This is a genomic window from Streptomonospora wellingtoniae, assembly GCF_031845375.1.
Classification (GTDB): domain Bacteria; phylum Actinomycetota; class Actinomycetes; order Streptosporangiales; family Streptosporangiaceae; genus Streptomonospora; species Streptomonospora wellingtoniae.
In genome coordinates this window covers 131,652-149,836 of the sequence record NZ_JAVREK010000004.1, presented here as the reverse complement: position 1 = coordinate 149,836, position 18,185 = coordinate 131,652, and the positions used below count along the sequence as shown (strand labels likewise).

At 72.5% G+C, this 18,185-nt stretch carries 13 protein-coding genes; 6 read left to right on the top strand and 7 right to left on the bottom strand.

Annotation, left to right across the window (positions count from 1 at the left end; genetic code table 11):
* Positions 1–99 precede the first annotated feature (99 nt).
* A complete protein-coding gene (locus RM446_RS05755) occupies positions 100–1,143 on the bottom strand; it encodes an SIS domain-containing protein (RefSeq protein ID WP_311544064.1) in 1,044 nt (347 codons plus the stop codon).
* Between the two features lie 182 nt (positions 1,144–1,325).
* Between RM446_RS05755 and RM446_RS05750 the strand changes: the two genes are divergently transcribed.
* Together RM446_RS05750 and RM446_RS05745 are read left to right on the top strand one after the other, a co-directional pair.
* Entirely contained in the window at positions 1,326–2,066 is a 741-nt protein-coding gene (locus tag RM446_RS05750) for a GntR family transcriptional regulator (RefSeq protein ID WP_311544063.1), read from the top strand.
* A gap of 73 nt (positions 2,067–2,139) precedes the next feature.
* Positions 2,140–3,567: a PTS transporter subunit EIIC gene (locus RM446_RS05745; RefSeq protein WP_311544062.1), complete on the top strand. Its 1,428-nt coding sequence runs from the start codon at positions 2,140–2,142 to the stop codon at positions 3,565–3,567.
* 237 nt (positions 3,568–3,804) lie between these two features.
* Here RM446_RS05745 and secA read toward each other — a convergent pair whose 3' ends face one another.
* Complete coding sequence (gene secA, locus RM446_RS05740) at positions 3,805–6,747, bottom strand: preprotein translocase subunit SecA (RefSeq protein ID WP_311544061.1); 2,943 nt, start codon at positions 6,745–6,747, stop codon at positions 3,805–3,807.
* Positions 6,748–6,976: 229 nt separating this feature from the next.
* Between secA and RM446_RS05735 the strand changes: the two genes are divergently transcribed.
* Positions 6,977–7,429 carry a hypothetical protein gene (locus RM446_RS05735; RefSeq protein ID WP_311544060.1) on the top strand — a complete coding sequence of 151 codons (453 nt, stop codon included), beginning with the start codon at positions 6,977–6,979 and terminating at the stop codon, positions 7,427–7,429.
* A 143-nt stretch (positions 7,430–7,572) separates the two neighbouring features.
* On the opposite strand, the gene hpf is transcribed toward RM446_RS05735, so the two are convergent.
* From hpf to mtrA, 5 genes are all read right to left on the bottom strand, one after another.
* Positions 7,573–8,259 carry a ribosome hibernation-promoting factor, HPF/YfiA family gene (gene hpf, locus RM446_RS05730; RefSeq protein WP_311544059.1) on the bottom strand — a complete coding sequence of 229 codons (687 nt, stop codon included), beginning with the start codon at positions 8,257–8,259 and terminating at the stop codon, positions 7,573–7,575.
* A gap of 659 nt (positions 8,260–8,918) precedes the next feature.
* Positions 8,919–9,932: a ComF family protein gene (locus RM446_RS05725; RefSeq protein WP_311544058.1), complete on the bottom strand. Its 1,014-nt coding sequence runs from the start codon at positions 9,930–9,932 to the stop codon at positions 8,919–8,921.
* An 84-nt stretch (positions 9,933–10,016) separates the two neighbouring features.
* Positions 10,017–11,921 carry an LpqB family beta-propeller domain-containing protein gene (locus tag RM446_RS05720; RefSeq protein ID WP_311544057.1) on the bottom strand — a complete coding sequence of 635 codons (1,905 nt, stop codon included), beginning with the start codon at positions 11,919–11,921 and terminating at the stop codon, positions 10,017–10,019.
* Entirely contained in the window at positions 11,918–13,696 is a 1,779-nt protein-coding gene (gene mtrB / locus RM446_RS05715) for an MtrAB system histidine kinase MtrB (protein ID WP_311544056.1), read from the bottom strand. The genes RM446_RS05720 and mtrB overlap by 4 nt, the downstream gene beginning before the upstream one ends.
* Positions 13,697–13,706: 10 nt before the next feature.
* A complete protein-coding gene (gene mtrA / locus RM446_RS05710) occupies positions 13,707–14,384 on the bottom strand; it encodes an MtrAB system response regulator MtrA (RefSeq protein ID WP_311544229.1) in 678 nt (225 codons plus the stop codon).
* A 486-nt stretch (positions 14,385–14,870) separates the two neighbouring features.
* Here mtrA and RM446_RS05705 point away from each other — a divergent pair, with 486 nt between their 5' ends.
* From RM446_RS05705 to RM446_RS05695, 3 genes are read left to right on the top strand one after another with little or no spacing between them, the layout of a single operon-like run.
* Positions 14,871–16,322: a hypothetical protein gene (locus RM446_RS05705; RefSeq protein ID WP_311544055.1), complete on the top strand. Its 1,452-nt coding sequence runs from the start codon at positions 14,871–14,873 to the stop codon at positions 16,320–16,322.
* Complete coding sequence (locus RM446_RS05700) at positions 16,322–16,969, top strand: DUF4129 domain-containing protein (RefSeq protein ID WP_311544054.1); 648 nt, start codon at positions 16,322–16,324, stop codon at positions 16,967–16,969. The genes RM446_RS05705 and RM446_RS05700 overlap by 1 nt, the downstream gene beginning before the upstream one ends.
* Positions 16,966–18,147 (top strand): DUF4350 domain-containing protein, encoded by a 1,182-nt coding sequence (locus RM446_RS05695; protein WP_311544053.1) that lies wholly within the window; start codon positions 16,966–16,968, stop codon positions 18,145–18,147. Before RM446_RS05700 ends, RM446_RS05695 begins: the two co-directional genes overlap by 4 nt.
* The last annotated feature ends 38 nt before the right edge of the window (positions 18,148–18,185 follow it).

Below are 18,185 nucleotides of genomic sequence, written 5' to 3'. Positions count from 1 at the left end.
TCGCGGAGTACCCGCGACCGGGGGTGCCGTGGCGCCGGGGACGATTCGAGCTTAAGCGGCACCGCGGGCGCCGCCCACCCGGTGCCCGGGTCGCGTCGGCTAGGAGGTCTGGGTGACCTTCCCCAGGCCGCGCGGGGCGTCGGGGTCGTAGCCCAGCCGCCGGGCCAGCCGCTCGGTGATCAGCTGGGCGGGGACGATGAGCGAGATGGGGGCGAGCCACTCGGGCAGCTCGGGGGCCGGCACGCAGAGGTCGCAGGCTTCGGCGAGCGCCGGGCCGCCGCCGATGCCGTAAGCCGGGGCGCCCGCGGCGGTGACGCGCTCCGCCAGCGCCACGGTGCCCTCCAGCGTGGGGCCGGAGCCGGCGGCGGTCAGCAGCGCGGGGGTGGAGCGGTCGACCACGGCGATGGGTCCGTGCAGCAGGTCGGCGTAGGACAGGCCCATGGCGTGCAGGTAGCAGGCCTCCTTGAGCTTGAGCGCGGCCTCCAGGGCGGTGGAGAAGGCCATGCCACGCCCGGAGACGACGGCGCCCTGCACGCCCACGAGGCGCTCGGCGATGGCGTCGGTGTCGTCGGTCGGGCGGGCGAGCATCTGGTCGATGGCGTCGGGGACGGCCTGCAGCTCGGCGGGGTCCAGGTCGGCGCCCAGGCCGAGGGCGAGCACGGCCAGCGCCGCCAGTTGGGTGGTGTAGGTCTTGGTGGCGGGGACCGCCAGTTCTGTGCCGGCGCGGGTGACCATGGCGACGTCGGCGGCTCGGGTCAGCGGAGAGCCCTCGCCGTTGGTGATGCCGACCGTGCGGGCGCCGCATTCGGCGGCCCAGGCCATGGTGTCGACGATCTCCTCGGTGCGGCCCGACTGGGAGATGGCGACGGCGAGTACCCCGGACAGGTCGACCTTGGCGCCGTAGGTGGTGGCGATGGAGGGTGAGGCCAGGGTGGCCAGGCGCCCGGAATGGGCCTGGAGGAGGTAGCTGCCGTAGACGGCGGCGTTGTCGGAGGAGCCGCGGGCGACGAACAGCACCTGCCGGGTCTCCCGGCCCAGGGCCGCGATCTCCGGAATGAGCGGCAGCAGCGTATCCAGGGTCGCCCGCAGAGCTTGGGGCTGCTCGGCGATCTCCGAGCGCATGACGCTCGCGGTCGTAGTCATCAGATGTCTTCCCTCGGGTCCGTCTCGGCGCCGACACGCCGTTGTGGCCAGCGGATACGGCAGGTCGCCGGATGCCACCGACGGTGCCGCGGTCCACATGTTGACACGCGTGGCGGAGCTGTGGTCTAGTCCGGCCTATACCAGTCATACCAGAATCTCACACGACCGAACAGGCGACCTCAATGGCGATCGACCCCACGAGCCCCGTCCCCAAGTATTCACAGCTCAGGGACCTGCTGCTGGACTGGATCGTGGAGACCGGCCTGTCGGTGGACGACCCGATCCCCTCGGAACGCGAACTCGGCCAGGGCTACGGGCTGTCCCGGATGACGGTGCGCCAGACCATCGACCTGATGGTCTCGGAGGGCAAGCTCTACCGGGTCCCGGGCAAGGGCACGTTCCTTGCCCGGCCCAAGATCGAGATGTCGCTGGCGCTGGCGTCGTTCACCGAGGACATGCGCGCCCGCGGCTACCGCCCCGGCGCCCAGGACCTGGTTCGCCGCGTCCTGCCCGCGAGCGGCAGCACCGCGCGGGCCATGGGCCTCGCGCCGGAGACGCCGGTCCACCACATCGAGCGCCTGCGCACCGCCGACGGTGAGCCCATGGCCGTGGAGCGCTCCAACATCCCCGTCGACCTGGCCCCCGGACTCGACCGGCACTCCCTGGCCGGCCGCTCGCTCTACGCCGTGCTGGAGCAGGAGTACGGGATCATCCTCGACTCCGGTGAGCAGACGATCGAGGCCGGCGTCTGCGACCCCGCCGACGCCAAGCTCCTCGGCCTCCCCCAGGGCAGCCCCGTGCTGTCCATGCGGCGCCGCAGCTTCGCCAACGGCCGCTGCGTGGAAATGGCCACCTCGCGGTACCGCGCCGACCGCTACACGCTGCACTCGCGCCTCGACCCCCGACGTCCGGGCGGCTCCTGACCACCGCCCGGCCCCACCGCGCACGCGTCCGCGCGTACGCACACCATCCGACCCGTTCCAACTGGGAGGAACCGTGAGTTCCACTTCGGCAGCCACCGGCGGCCCACCGGCCGCAGGCTCGTCCTCGAAAGTCCTGGGAGTGCTGCAGCGCATCGGCCGCAGCCTGATGATGCCCATCGCCGTCCTGCCGGCGGCGGCGATCCTGCTGCGCCTGGGCCAGGGCGACATGCTCGGCAGCAACGGCCCCGAACCCGGCGGCCTCGCCGATGCCTCCGGCATGGGCTGGATGGAGCCCGTGGCCGGTGTCATCGGCACCGCCGGCGACGCGCTCTTCCAGGCGCTGCCGCTGCTGTTCGCCGTGGGTGTGGCCATCGGCTTCGCCAAGCGCGCCGACGGCTCCACGGCGCTGGCCGCGGTCGTCGGCTACGCCGTCTTCGACCGCGTCACGAAGTACATGTTCTTCAACTTCGACCCCAGCGGTGAACTGCGCGGCACCGTGACCACCTACGACGAGGCGGGGACCGAGATCCTCAACTGGGGCGTGAAGAACCCCACCGACGTACTCGGCGGCATCGTCATCGGCCTGCTCGCCGCCCTGCTGTGGCAGCGCTACTACCGCATCAAACTGCCCACCTGGCTGGGCTTCTTCGGCGGCCGCCGCTTCGTGCCGATCATCACCGCCGTGGCCTCGCTGCTGGTGGCCGTGGTGTTCGGCTTCGTCTGGCCGACCGTCGGCGGCTGGATCAACGGCCTCGGCGAGTGGATCGTCGGCTCGGGCGCCGTGGGCGCCGGCGTCTACGGCGTCGTCAACCGCCTCCTGCTGCCCTTCGGCCTGCACCACATCGTCAACTCCGTGGTGTGGTTCGTGTTCGGCAGCTACACCGACCCCCAGACGGGCGACGTCTTCCACGGCGAGATCAACCGCTACCTCGCCGGCGACCCCACTGCGGGAGGCTTCCTCGCCGGGTTCTTCCCGGTCCTGATGTTCGGGCTGCCCGCGGCCGCCTTCGCGATGTGGCGCGCCGCCCACCCCACCCAGCGCGCCGCGGTCGGAGGCATCATGATCTCGGCGGCGCTGACCGCCTTCGTCACGGGGATCACCGAACCGATCGAGTTCGCGTTCATCTTCATCGCGCCGGTGCTGTTCGTGGTGCACGTCGTGCTCACCGGCATATCGATGGCGATCCTCAACGCCTTGGACGCCCATCTCGGCTTCGGGTTCTCGGCGGGCCTCATCGACATGGGGCTCAACGCCTTCAAGTCGAACACCACAGGGCTGGTGTGGATCCTGCTGATGGGTGTGGTCTACGCCGGGCTGTACTACGTGATCTTCTACTTCCTGATCACGCGCCTGAACCTGCCCACCCCGGGCCGCGAGCCCGCGGAGGAGCAGGCGTCGGTCGCCGCGAACCCCGACGCCTCGGACGACGCCGGTGCGTCGAGCGGCGCGACTGCGTCGAGCGGCGCGGGCACGGCCGACGGAGGAAAAGGCGCCGGCTGAAGCGGGGCCGCCCGCCGGATAAGGCCCGGCGGCGCTGACCGGTCCGTGCCCTGCCGGGCGCCCGCATGCGGGTGAGCCGGGCGGATCCCGCGTGAGGAGCTTCCTGCGGGATCCGCCTTCCGGGCGGCGGGACGGCCGCAGCAAACGGACCAGCGAACCGGTGACGGCCGCGGCCGGAGTTCTCCCACTCCGGCCGCGGCCGTCACCGTCGGATGCCGGGCCCGCTCTGCGCCCTCGCTAGGAGGCGCGGTTGCGCGGGTCCCCGTGGCACTTCTTGAACTTCTTGCCCGACCCGCAGGGGCACGGGGCATTGCGCGAAGCGCCGGCGTAGGCGTCCTCGACGGTCTCGGTGCGGGTGTCGACCCCCCCGTCCTCCGAGGGCGCGGAGTACTGGAGGCGGCTCGGGCGGCTCTGGCCGAAGCCCGGCACCACGAGCTCCTCGCCGCCGTCGTCGACGGCGTCCTCGTCGGTCGCGGCCTCGCGGTCGGCGGCGGCCTCGGCCTCGGCGACGTCCTCGGGCTCCAGACCGGCCGACTCGGCGCCGACCTCGTCCTCCGGCTCCTCGCCGGTCTTCACGGCGCCCGCGGAGCCCTCGGCCGGCGTGGCTGTGACGACCGCGCCGCCGGTGCCCGCGGCGGCGACCGCGGCGCTGGCCGGGGTGACCGACGCGCTGGTCTTGCCGCGCACCTGCACCTCGACGTTGAAGAGGTAGCCGACGGACTCCTCCTTGATGGCTTCGAGCATCTCCTGGAACATGTCGAAACCCTCCCGCTGGTACTCGATCAGCGGGTTGCGCTGGGCCATGGCCCGCAGGCCGATGCCCTGCTGGAGGTAGTCCATCTCGTAGAGGTGCTCGCGCCACTTGCGGCCCATGACCTCGAGGATCACGCGGCGCTCCAGCTCGCGCATGGCCTCGGAGCCCAGCTCCTCCTCGCGCCGCTGGTAGGCCTCGTGGGCGTCCTCCAGCACGCGGGCGGAGATGATGTCGGGCGTCAGCGTGGTGAGCTCGCCGCCGTTGTCCTCGATCAGGTCGTCGACGCTGAAGCTGATCGGGTAGATCTGCTTGAACGCCTTCCACAGCCGGTCGAGGTCCCAGTCGCCGGCGTCACCCTCGGCGGTGGCGGCGCGGACGTAGCCGTCGAGCACGTCGTCGAGCATGCCCGCGGCCTGCTCCTGCAGGTCGGCGCCTTCGAGGACCTTGTGGCGCTCGGCGTAGATGACCTTGCGCTGGCGGTTGAGGACCTCGTCGTACTTCAGGACGTTCTTGCGGATCTCGAAGTTCTGCGCCTCGACCTGGGCCTGCGCCGACTGGATGGCCTTGGTGACGACCTTGGACTCGATGGGCTGGTCGTCGGGGATGTTCAGCCGGTCGTAGATGAGCTCGACCCGCGCGCTGTTGAACAGCCGCATGAGGTCGTCCTCAAGCGAGAGGTAGAAGCGCGAGAGGCCGGGGTCGCCCTGGCGGCCGGAGCGGCCGCGGAGCTGGTTGTCGATGCGCCGGGACTCGTGGCGCTCGGTGCCCAGAACGTAGAGCCCGCCGGCCTCGACGACCTGCTCGTGCTCGCTCTCGACCTCCTTCTTCGCCTTCTCCAGCGCCTCGGGCCAGGCCTCCTCGTACTCCTCCGGAGTCTCCAGCGGGCTCAGGCCGCGCCGCTGCAGCTCCTCGTCGGCCATGAACTCGGGGTTGCCGCCGAGCATGATGTCGGTTCCGCGGCCGGCCATGTTCGTGGCGACGGTGACCCCGGCGAGCTTGCCGGCCCGGGCGACGATCGAGGCCTCACGGGCGTGGTTCTTGGCGTTGAGGACCTCGTGGTCGATGCCGCGCCGCTTGAGCATCTTCGACAGCAGCTCGGACTTCTCGACGCTGGTGGTGCCGACCAGGACCGGCTGGCCCTTCTCGTTGCACTCGGCGATGTCGTCGACGACGGCCTCGAACTTGGCGTCCTCGCCCTTGTAGATCACGTCGCGCTCGTCGGCGCGGATCATCGGCTTGTTCGTAGGGATGGGCACGACGCCGATGCCGTAGGTCTGGTTGAACTCCGCGGCCTCGGTGACGGCCGTACCGGTCATGCCGGACAGCTTGTCGTAGAGGCGGAAGTAGTTCTGCAGGGTGATCTTGGCCTGGGTCTGGTTCTCGTCCTTGATCTGGACGCGCTCCTTGGCCTCGATCGCCTGGTGCATGCCCTCGTTGTAGCGGCGCCCGCGCAGCACGCGGCCGGTGAACTCGTCGACGATGAGAACCTCGCCGTCCTTGACGATGTACTCCTTGTCGCGCCGGTACAGCTCCTTGGCCTTGATGGCGTTGTTCAGGAAGCTGATGAGGGGCGTGTTCACCGACTCGTAGAGGTTGTCGATGCCGAGGTAGTCCTCGACCTTGGCCACACCGCTCTCGGTGATGCCGACCGTGCGGTTCTTCTCCTCGACCTCGTAGTCGGCGTCGCGGCGCAGGCGGGGGGCGATCTTCGCGAACTCGGCGTACCACTTCGAGTTCTGCTCGGCGGGGCCGCTGATGATCAGCGGGGTGCGGGCCTCGTCGATGAGGATGGAGTCGACCTCGTCGACGATCGCGAACGGATGGCCGCGCTGGACCGTCTCCTCCAGCGAGATGGCCATGTTGTCGCGCAGGTAGTCGAAGCCGAACTCGTTGTTGGTGCCGTAGGTGATGTCGGCGGCGTAGGCGGCCTGGCGGTCGGTCCGCGCCATCTCGGGCGCCAGCACGCCGACCCTGAGGCCGAGGAACTGGTAGATGCGGCCCATGTTCTCGGCGTCGCGCTTGGCCAGGTAGTCGTTGGGGGTCACGACGTGCACGCCGTCGCCGGACAGCGCGTTGAGGAAGACGGCGAGGGCCGAGGTCAGCGTCTTGCCCTCACCCGTCTTCATCTCGGCGATGTTGCCGAGATGCAGTGCCGCGCCGCCCATGAGCTGGACGTCGAAGGGGCGCTGGCCGAGCGTGCGCGTGGCGGCCTCGCGCACAGCGGCGAAGGCCTCGGGCAGCAGGTCGTCGAGCGACTCGCCGTCCTTGCGGCGCTCGCGCAACTCGTCGGTGAGTTCGCGCAGCTCGGTGTCGCTGAGATCGACGAAGTCGTCCTCGATCGAGTTGATCTGGTCCTTCAGCTTGTTGAGCCTGCGCAGAATCTTGCCCTCACCTGCGCGGAGGACCTTGTCGAGTATGGCTGGCACTTCTTATGCGCTCCTCGCAGATCTGGGCCCGCGTCTGGAGGCGGGACGGATCCTTGACCCCCAGCTTTCCATCTTAGGCGACGGTTCCGCCCCGCGGTGCACTCACGGATGGTCACAGCACCGTCACGGACACGTCGCCCCCGGTAAGGGGACCGTTTGGGGCCCGCGGATCCGGTTATCCCGCCCATGAGGGAATCGTGCACACCGAACTGGACCGGGGGGTGCCGTGATGACGGACGGCGAGGGTTCCGAGTCCCGGACCCGGACCACCGGCGGTCGGGGCGGGGGGCGCGCGAAACGCGGGCGCACACCCCACCGCTACATCCGCGGCTACCAGGGTGCGGGCGGGGACTTCGCGCCCACCAACACCCACCGGGGCCGCACGGCCTCGTGGGTCGCCGTGGGGGTGTTCTTCGTCGGATTCCTGGTCGGCGGAATCGGGATTTCGCTTGGCGTGAACTGGTGGCTGATCGGTTCCGGACTGGGGCTGATGGCCGCGGGCGGGGTGCTGTTCCTGGTGACCGACATCTTCACCGACGTGGTGCTGGACGAGCCGCACTACGAGTCGGAGGAGCCGCACAACACCCCGCTGCATCACATCAAGTCCGAGGACCGGCAGCACGCGGAGGGCGAGGAGGGCCACCGCGCCGCGGCCGACGACCGGCAGGTCCCCGACGAGTAGGTCCGTCCGGGCCCGCCGTTGCGGACGCCGCAGCGGCGGGCCCGGATGCAAACCGCCGCGGCAGAGGGGTGCCGCGGCTTTCGTGTGCGGCGGCCCCGCAGAGAGGACTCCGGGGCCGCCGACAGCCGGTCCGCGCCGGCGTGTCAGTCCACCAGACGCAGCACGCCGTAGTTGAAGCCCTTGCGGCGGTAGACCACGCTGGGGGCGTCGCGCTCCTCGTCGTGGAACAGGTAGAAGTCGTGGCCGACCAGTTCCATCTCCATGAGGGCCTGGTCGATGGTCATCGGTTTGGCCGAATGGAACTTCTCGCGGACGATCACGGGGCCGTCGCCCTTGGTGTCGAGCTCGACGACGTCCTCGGCGAACTGCTCGTCGACCGCGCTTCCGTCGAACTCGTCGGGGTGCGGGGCGGGTGCGGGCACCGTCGGGGACTGCGCCGTATCGCCGGGGCCGCGGGACGGGGCGGCCGTGTCGTTGCCGAGATCGGCAGTGGCGGCGGCGACGGAGACGGGGGCGCGGTTGCCCTTGTGCACCTTGTTGCGGTCGGCGAGCTTGCGGAGCCGCGCCTCGATGCGGCCTATCGCAAGGTCGAGGGCGTTGTAACGGTCGTCGGCGGACGCCTCACTGCGGATGACCGGGCCGGTGGCGCGGATGGTCAGCTCGACCCGCTCGCGCATGTCGGCGAGCTTCGGGTTCCGCTCCTTGGACACCTCCACATCGACGCTCATGCCCTTCTTCTCCCACTTGGAGAGCTTGGTCAGCTTGTTCTCGACGTGCTGCCGGAACTTCTCGCTGACACCGGTGCGCCGACCTTTGACGATGATGTCCACAAGACCCCCTTCAACGCGTGGCCACCGATGACCGGTGGCCCGGCTTCGTTCTGCCGCTCCGCGCGGGGCGCGGAGCCCGCTCCGCTGCCTCCTCTCCGCCACCGTGGTGCGCCGCTCCGGCGCCGCCGGTGACTCGGCTGGTCATTGAGTTTGGCTCTGCGTATACCCACGAGATCACGGCTCATATCCAAAGCGCGTAAAGGAATCCCCACTGGTCAGGTGAGGCTTTCGGACACGGGGGGCAGATCGCCGCACGCCGGCGTGCGAACCGGGGCGGTGCGGGGCGGTAGCGGGCCGGCGCGATCCACGGGCCGGCCGCGGAGGGGCCTCGCCCGCTCCGCGTGCCGCCCTCGGATGCCACCCGTCCGGCCGACCTGGTCTTCGTCCCCACATCCGCCTGCTGAGGGTTCCGCCGCGCTTGAGCGCGACTACCGCCCTTCTCCCGCGACCGAGGGACATCGGGTCCCTCCGCGAGGCAGGACTTACCTCTAAGCCGCACCGTGATCGGTCGACGAAAAGTCGCCTTACGTGGGCCGTTTCGCCTGCGGCTGGCATCGGCTTGCCGAGCCGGCGCCCCCGCGAAGGGGCTCCGTATTCGGCGCAACCACGGACCCGGACGGGTGCCATGCTCTGCACGCTAACCCGAGTTCTGCCGGATGTCAGGTGGGGAGCGCTTCCGGCGCACCCCGGGCATGGCGCCGGACCGGCGGGAAACGCCGTCCGGGGCGCCGGATCCGGGCGAAGGCGAAGCGTCGCCGCGGTCGCGGACGGCGTTCGCGGGCGGGGGGTCGCCGCAGGCGGGGCGGCTTCGGGGAGGCCGCGCAGGACACGCGGGGGGCGACCGCGGGGGCGGCCGGGGCTGTCGCGGGCGGGGGCCGCCCGCGCTCGGCGAGGACGGCGCCGCCGACGACCGCCGCGCCCGCGCCGCGCAGCGCCCGGGCGGCTTCGGCCAGGGTGGCTCCGGTGGTGACGACGTCGTCGACGAGCACAACCCGCCGCCCCGCCGCCGCGGCGGGAGCGCGCACCTCCAGAGCGCCGGCGAGGTTGGCCCTGCGCCGGTCGCGGTCGAGTCCGACCTGGTCGCGGACGCGGCGGCGGTGCGCCAGCACCGGTTCGGGCGGAAGCCGCACCGCAGCGCAGCGGCGCTCGGCCGCCCGGGCCATCAGCAGCACCGGGTCGTAGCCGCGCGTGCGCAGCGCCGCCGGCCGGGCCGGCACGGGTACCAGCAGCGCGTCGGGATGGCAGGCCGCCGCGGCGGCGACGGCCCCGGCCAGCCGTGCGCCCAGCGGTACGGCCAGCCCTCGCGCGCCCTGCTCCTTGAACGCGAGCAGCGCGGTGCGCTCCAGCCCGGTGTACGCGCCGACGGCCCACACCAGCGGGCAGCCCGCGCGGCGGCGGCAGGGCCGGGGACGGGTGCCGAGCGCGCGGGCGCAGTCGGGGCACAGCCGGCCGCCGGGTCGCGCGCACCCGGCGCAGTGGTCGCCCAGCAGCAGGCCGAGCAGACCCTCGAAGGCCGCCGCGAGGCCGCCCGGTGCGGTACGCGGTGTCGGAGGCCGCGGCCTCGGTTCGGCCCCCTCGGCGGCGGACGGGCCGGACCGGGCCGGGCGTCGGCGGGGTGCGGACGGCCCGACTGGGCCGGGTGGTGGCGGGAACCCGGTGCTCTCTTGGTTCATGGATCCAGGCTCGGCCCGGCGAAGCCTCCGCCGCCACGCGGATCCGCGCCCTGTGGACGGCGCCTGCCCCGCACCGGCGGCGGGTCAGCCCGGGTAGACGGGGTTGGTGCCGACGCCGACGCGCTTCCAGTTGATGCGGTCGTCGGTCATCCAGACGTTGTCGTCCTCGGTGCCCGACAGCAGCGGCAGTCCCGGCGCGGCGGCGATGCCTCCCATGTCGGTGCCCGGAGGCGCGCCGGCGCTGGTGGTCTCGGTGCTCCCGTCCAGCGCCACCAGGTAGCTCTGCTCGGCGCCCTGCTCGACGTGGCCGACCACGGCGAGCTGGTCGCCGCCCCGCCACGCGACGTCGGTGATCTCCTGCAGCTCGGTGGCCAGCGGGAACTCGCCGCTGAGGGTGATACCGGCGTCCGAGTGGACCACGCGGCCCACCGCCAGCCGGGGCAGTCCCTCGCCCCTGCTGCTGAGGACCGCGGCACGGGTTCCGTCGCGGGACATCCGCAGCGCGGTGACCCGGCTCTCCGCCAGTTCGGGGGCGTCCACCTCGACGGGGTCGGTCCCTCCGCGCAGCATCCACACGCGGGTGCCGACGTCACCGGCCTCGCCGCCCGAAGGCGAGGCCGTGGGCGAGGGGTCGCCGCGCTCGGTGTCCTCGGCGACCTCCTCGGAGTCCTGCTGTTGCCGGTCGTCGTCGCTCTCGCGGCCGGTGGAGACGTCCTCGGCGACCCACAGGTTGCCGTAGCCGTCCCAGGAGAGCGAAGTGTAGTCGCCGCCCGAGAGTACGGCGGTGTAGTCGCTGCCCTCGCTGGTGCCGGCGACGACGACCTCCTTGCCCCCCGCGCGGATGCCGCCCACCCGGTCCTCGTCCAGCGACACCGCGTGCTGCTCCAGAGCAACCTGGCCGGCTCCCGGAGCCCCCGCGACCCGGCTCTCGGTGAGCTGGGCGTCGCGACTGTCGCTCTCCAGAGCCCACATCCGGCCGTCGCGCACGAAGTAGGCCCGCAGGCTCCCGGTCACGCCCGCGGGGTTGACCGAGTCCCAGTCGCCCTCGCCGGTGTGCAGGTTCTCGCTCTCGTCGGCGGGGATGTCGATGTCCAGGCCGCCCACGCGCAGCCGCAGCTCCTGCACTTCGGGCAGCTGGCGCAGCGTCCACACCAGTTGGGCCCGCATGCCGAAGCGCTGCGTCGTGCCTCCGGAGGCGTTGTCGACCTCGACGGTCACGGTCCCCGAGTCGTAGGCGACGTCGGCCGTCGCGTCCTTGGGGAAGGCCGACTCCACCGCGTCGTCCAGCCAGCTGGTGGGACCCGCGACCAGCATCTTGACCAGCCGGGTGGCCGAGCGGTCGCTGCTGACCGGCAGGAAGACCGCGTCGGGCACGAGGGTGCTGCGGTCGCGGTTGAAGAAGTACAGGTTCAGCGGCCGATAGACGAGGTCGACGTCGCTGCGGCTGAGCACCAGCAGCTCGGGCGGGTCGGAGATGCGCCACTGATCGTCGCCGGTGCGCACCAGGTCCAGGGTGACGTCGATGACCTGGCCGGCCCCGGCGGGCGTGTACTGCCCGCTGGCGTCGATGGTGGCCAGCTGGCTGCTGAGCAGCCGCACCTGCGCGGTCTCGCCGTCGTCGGCGACCTCGGCGTCCAGGGCCAGCTTGTCGCTGTCCTCGTAGACCAGGACGCGTCCGCTGGGCAGCCAGTCGGAGCGCGTCTTGGGCGCCAGGTACTCGCGGGCGGCGCTGTGGTTCTCCTCGAAGCTGGCCATGCTCTTGAGGAAGCCGCGCACCAGGCCGTTGGGCTCGACGTCGCGCTGGGGGCCGGGCGGGATCTGGCGGACGTAGCCGCTGCCGCTCAGCGAGCCGGCGGCGCCGCCCTCGCCCTCGACGACCGGGCCGCCGCTGGGCACCGTCGCGCACGCCGACAGGCCCAGGGCCAGCAGCGCGGCGGCGGCGCCGGCGCGGCGCGTGCGCCCGGGGGACGCGCTGTGAGCGGTGGTCACGAGACCTCCTCGGGTGCGCCGGCCTCGGCGCGTTCGCCGACGGTGTCAGCCGATCCGGCGCCCGGAGCGCCCTCGCCCATCGTCGCGGAGAACCCGCGGACGCGCCCGGTGGCCATCTCCGGCGGCGCCAGCGGCAGCGGGGAACCGCGCAGCTCCTGGCCCTCGCGGCGCGGCAGCGACAGGCGGAACTGCGACCCCTTGCCGGGCATGCCCCAGGCCTGCAGCCAGCCGCCGTGCAGCTGGGCGTCCTCCTTGGCTATGGCCAGGCCCAGGCCGGTGCCCCCGGTGGTTCGCGCCCGCGCCGGGTCGGCCCGCCAGAAGCGGTCGAAGCACAGGTGCTCTTCGCCCTCCTTGAGGCCCACGCCGAAGTCGCGCACGCCCACGGCGACGGCGTCGCGGTCTCCGGCCGCGGTGACGATGACGTCCTTGCCCTCGCTGTGCTCGATGGCGTTGACGATGAGGTTGCGCAGGATGCGGTTGATGCGGCGCGCGTCGAACTCGGCGGTGCACGGCTCGGCGGGCAGCCGCATGACGACCTTGATGCCGGACTTCTCGGCGATCTGCTCGGCGTCACCGACCGCCTTCATAACGGCGTCGCGCACGTCCACCCTCTCCATGGACAGGGTCGCGGCGCCCGCGTCGTGCCGGCTGATCTCCAACAGGTCGGCCAGCAGCTCCTCGAACCGCTCCAGCTGGCTCTGCAGCAGCTCGACCGAGCGGCCCATGTGGGGCTCAAGCTCGTCGCGGTCCTCGTACAGCAGGTCGCCGGCCATGCGGATGGTGGTGAGCGGGGTGCGCAGCTCGTGGGAGACGTCGGAGGCGAACTGGCGCTGCACCTGCGACAGCTCCTCCAGCTCGCGGATCTTCTCCTGCAGGTTGCCGGCCATGTCGTTGAACGACAGCGCGAGGCGGGCGAGGTCGTCCTCACCGCGGACCTTCATTCGCTCCGAGAGGTCGCCTGCCGCCAGGCGCTCGGCCGAGCCGGCGGCGGCCCGGACGGGGTTCACCACCTGGCGCGTCACGATGTAGGCGATCACCGCAAGCAGCAGGATCAGCACGGTTCCGACGAAGAAGACTGTGTTCTGCACCAGGTCGAGCATCTGCTGCTCGTGGTCCAGCGGGAACAGGTAGTACAGCTCGTAGGTGTTGGACAGCCGCGCGCCCACGACCAGGCCTGGCGCCCGGTAGTCGTCGTCGACGATCTGGGTGTAGGTGACGTACTGCTCGCCCAGCTCGGGGCTCGGCCTCACTTCATCGCGGAGGCGCTGGGGGACGCTGGACTCCTCGACGGTGGCATAGCCCCGCAGCCCGCCCACAGTGGGCAGGATGACCACCTCGTAGAGGCCGGTCGTGCCGCTGTGGTTGCTCAGTTCGGTCGTGATCTCCTTGGCGCGGCCGTCCTGATCGGTGCTCTGGTCGCCTTCCTGCATGATGCTGACGGCCGTGTCCAGCCCGGTCTTGTGGTCGTTGAGCGCGGCCTCGCGCTTGGCGTCGAGCAGGCCGGTCAGCACCTGCTGAACCAGGAAGAAACCGAGGACCGCGGTGACCAGGGCGGAGATGAGCAGGGTCGTCGTGACCACGCGCAGCTGAAGTGAGCGCCTCCAGCGCGAATGCACGGCGCGGACCAGGGCGCGGGCGCCACGCTGAGCGGTCAGGTAGCAGCGCAGCGGAAAGGCGGCGATGCGGTGCCAGCGCGACCGCGCGGCGCCCGGACCGCCGTCCGGCTGCGCCACGGAGGCGTGCCGGGTGTCGTCATCGTCCGTCACCTGTGCCATCCCGCCGGATTCAGGCGGTGCCCGCCTTGTAGCCGACACCGCGCACGGTGACTACCACCTCGGGGTGCTCCGGATCCTTCTCGATCTTCGCCCGCAGCCGCTGCACGTGCACGTTGACCAGCCGGGTGTCGGCCGCGTGCCGGTAGCCCCACACCTGCTCCAGCAGGACCTCGCGGGTGAATACCTGGCGCGGTTTGCGGGCCAGGGCCACCAGCAGGTCGAACTCCAGCGGGGTGAGGCTGATCGGCTCGCCGTCGCGGCGCACGGAGTGGCCGGCGACGTCGATGGTGATGTCGCCGATCTGCAGCACCTCGGGGGCCGGCTCCTCGGTGCGGCGCAGCCGCACGCGCACCCGGGCCACCAGCTCCTTGGGCTTGAACGGCTTGACGATGTAGTCGTCGGCGCCGGACTCCAGGCCCAGCACTATGTCCACGGTGTCGCTCTTGGCTGTGAGCATCACGATCGGCACGCCCGACTCGGCGCGGATCTGCCTGCACACGTCGATTCCGTCGGCGCCGGGCAGCATCAGGTCCAGCAGCACGAGGTCGGGCTTGGTCTCGCGGAAGGCCTCCATGGCCTTGTCGCCGTCGTGCACGAACGACGGCTCGAACCCTTCGCCTCTGAGGACGATGCCCAACATCTCAGCGAGAGCGAGGTCGTCGTCGACGACCAGTACGCGTCCCTTCATGGGTGTATCCGGCACGAGCCCCTCCTCCCACGTCGGAGGCGCGGCAGCTCGCGCCTTCTCCTTTCCGGACACTCAAGCGGCAGTACTTCGGACACTTTCGCCGGGTCCCTTGTGGGAGCCGTCCTCCCCACTAACCTTGCCATCTTCGGAACCGGGCTTCGCCCGGGCTGGCCCGCGGAGGAGCCGGTGCCGGAGGGCGCGCCACGCGCTCCCGGTGGCCGCTCCGCGCGACGGGTCACACGCGCCACCCTGCCGCCTGCGCCGCCGCGCGTCCAGATGTGCGGACCCGCGGTGCCTGCGCAGCCTGGGCCGACCTGGTCGGCCGATAACAGAAAGCATACAAAACGAATGAACCGGAGCGGCGTTCCCGAAGCTCCCCGGGCCTCCGGAGCTCCCACCGGCACTCGCATCCGGACACCTGTGGCATAACGTGGAGACCGCCACCGCCCCGAGCACGACCAGGACCGCTACGGAGGACCGATTCCGATGAGCCACGACGACGGCCGGCACTGGCGGGCGCCGGGGTCGGAACCCGGTTCCGGCCAGCCGCGAGAGGCGGCGGGCGGTCCGCACCCCGGGGGCTGGTGGGCGCCTATCGGCGAAGACGCCCCCCCTTCCTCCGGCGGCGGGTGGTCGGCTCCCGGCGGGTCCGGCGGCGCGCCCCCGGGCTACGGCCAGGGCGGCCAGGCGCCCCCGGGCCACGGCACTGCGCCCCCGCCCGGGCTCGGCCGGCCCTGGGCACCGCGCCCCGGCGTCGTCGCGCTGCGGCCGATGAACCTCGGCGACGTGTTCAACGGCGCATTCGGCTACATCCGGCAGAACCCCAAGGCCACACTGGGCCTGGCCCTCATCGTCACCGCGGTCTTCAGCATCGTCACCTCGATCGGCGTGGGCGGCTACCTCAGCGACTACGGCACGATCATGCAGGAGACGCTGGAGGACCCCTACGGCCCGACCGCCAACGACCCGATGCCCTTCGAGCTGTGGTCGATCGCGGCGATGTACGGCGGAGCGCTGCTCGGTTACGTGGGCCAGATCCTGCTGACCGGCCTGCTCGCGGCGGTCGTCGGCCTGGCGGTGCTGGGGCGCAGGCTGTCGATGCGCGAAGCACTGCAGGTGGCGCGCGGCCGGATGCCCACGCTCTTCGGCGTGGCCCTTCTGCTCGTGCTCCTGAGCCTTCTGTGGACCGCGCTCGTGGTCGGCCTCGTCGTCGGCGCCGTTCTGCTGGGCGCGGCGGTCCACCCCGCCGCGGGCGTGGCCGTGGGCGTCCTGGGCATGCCTGCCCTGTTCGTTCTTGCCGTGTGGGTCTATGTGCGCACCTCGCTGGCGATGCCGGTGGCGGTGCTGGAGCGCGTCGGCCCCGCGACGGCGCTGGCGCGCTCCTGGCGGGTGACGAACCGCAGCTGGTGGCGGGTGTTCGGCATCCTGCTGCTGGCGCAGCTCCTCGTCGGCTTCGTTGTGAACCTGCTGTCGACGCCCTTCACGGGGGTTGCGGCGGTGCTGTCCTTCCTCGCGCCCGACGCCGCGTGGGTGCCGGTGGCCGCGACCGCACTGGCCTACATCGGCACCGTCCTGGCCGGCGCCCTGGGCACACCCTTCATCATCGGTGTCACCACGCTCCTCTACGTCGACCTGCGCATGCGGCGCGAAGGGCTCGACCTGAGGCTGCAGGCCGCCGCGCAGTCGGGCGAGCAGGTCGACGCCGACGTGTACGTCCCCGACGAGGCTGCGCCGGGTGCGCCCGCACTCGCCCACCCCCGCCCGGGTGCCTACGGCGGCCCGGTCAGCGGCGGATACCCGCCGCCCGGCGGTGCCTACTACGGTCCGGGGAGCGCACCCTACGGCGGCGCGCAGCCGGGTCCGCCGCAGGGGGGCTACGCGGCGGAGGGCTACGGCTGGGGCGGCTCGGGCCACGGCGGTCCGGGGACCTCCGCCTGATGGGGGCCCTCCTGCTCGCGCCGGCCGTCGTCGAGCGCGGGGAAGGGCGGCGCCTGGCCCGCGAGGAGCTGGCCAAGCGCATCTACGGCGAGGCGCAGCCGAGCCTGCTCGACATCGCCTGGCAGCGCATCCGGGAGGGGCTCTCCGGGGTCGAGGTCTACGGCCCGACCGGCTGGTGGACGCTGGGCCCGCTGCTGGTGGTACTGGCCGCGCTGATCGTGGCCCTGCTGGTGTACATGCGCCCGGCCCGCCGCGCCCGCCGCAGGAAGCCCATCGACGAGGCCGCGCCGCTGACCGCCGCCCACCACCGCGCCGCCGCCGAGCGCCACGCCGCCCATGGCGAGTTCGGCGCCGCGGTCCGCGAGCGGCTGCGCGCCGTCACCCGCGAACTGGAGGACGGCGCCGTGGTCACACCACGCCCCGGCCGGACCGCCACGGAACTTGCCGCCGAGACCGCGGCCGTGCTGCCGCGACTGCGCGAGAGTCTCTACGCCGCCGCCGAGATCTTCAACGACTCCGCCTACGGCCAGCGCACCGCCACCGCCGAGGGCTACCGACTGCTCGCCGGGCTCGACGAGCAGGTGCGCCGCGCGCGTCCCGAGGAGGCGGCCGCGGGCCCGGCGCAGACCCCGGGAGGGGCCCCGTGAGCGCGCCCGCCGCCGCACCCGCCCCGCCGGAGGAGCGCTCGGAGCGCGTGTCGCCCGGAGCGGGAGAGCTGTGGCGGCGCGTACGCGGACCCGCCGCCTTCATCACCGCCCTCCTCGTGCTGGCCGTGCTGATGTCCTTGGGGGCCCGGCAGCCCCGGGAGGGTCCGTTGGAGCCCGAGGGGCCCGACCCCCAGGGCAGCCGCGCGCTCGTGCAGATCCTGCGGGACCGCGGCAGCGACGTGACGGTGGCCCGCACGACCGAGGACGCGCTGCAGGCGGCGGGGCCCGGCACCGTCACCGTGGTGGCCGGCTCGCACCGGCTGCCGCGCGAGCAGGTCCGCAGGCTCGCGGACGGGCTCGGCGACCGGATCCTGGTCCGCCCCACCACCCCGGCGCTCGATGCGCTGGCGCCGGGCGTGCGGACGACCGGACGCACCGACGAGCAGACCCTGGAGCCCCGCTGCGGGCTCGCGGCCGCCCGGGCCGCCGGTGCGGCCGACGTCGGCGGCGAGGTCTACACGGTTCCGCCGGGCGGCCGGGGCTGCTACCCGGCCGACGGCGGCCACGCGCTGGTGCGCGTCACCGGCGAGCACACCGCCACCGTGCTCGGCGCTCCCGCGCCGCTGACCAACGCCGACCTGGCCGGCGAGGGCAACGCCGCTCTGGCGCTGTCGCTCGTGGGCGAGCGCGACGTGGTGTGGCTGCGCCCCGACCCCGTGCCCGAGCAGGGGCAGTCGGGGCTGTGGGACCTGGTGCCGCTCTCGGTCCGGATGAGCCTGGTGCCGCTCTGCGCGGCGCTGGTGCTGCTCGCGCTCTGGCGCGGCAGGCGTCTGGGCCCGCTGGTCACCGAGCGGCTGCCTGTCGTCGTGCGGGCCTCGGAGACCACCGAGGGCCGCGCCGGGCTGTACGCCGCGCGGCGGGCCCGCGACCGCGCCGCGGACGCTCTGCGCTCGGGGACCCTGCGCCGGGTCAGGCCCGGGCTGGGACTGGGTCCCGACACCGCGCCCGGCGCCGTCGTGGAGGCGGCCGCCGCGCGCTCCGGCCTGCAGCCGTCCCACGTGGGCGCCCTGCTGTACGGCCCGGGCGAACCGGGGACCGCCGACCCCTACACTGCCGATGACCAGGGTCTGGTGCGGCTGACCGACGAACTGGACGGGTTGGAGGGGCGGCTGCGGTGACACCCGTGCACGCAGGCGCTCCCGGCGGCGCCCGCCAA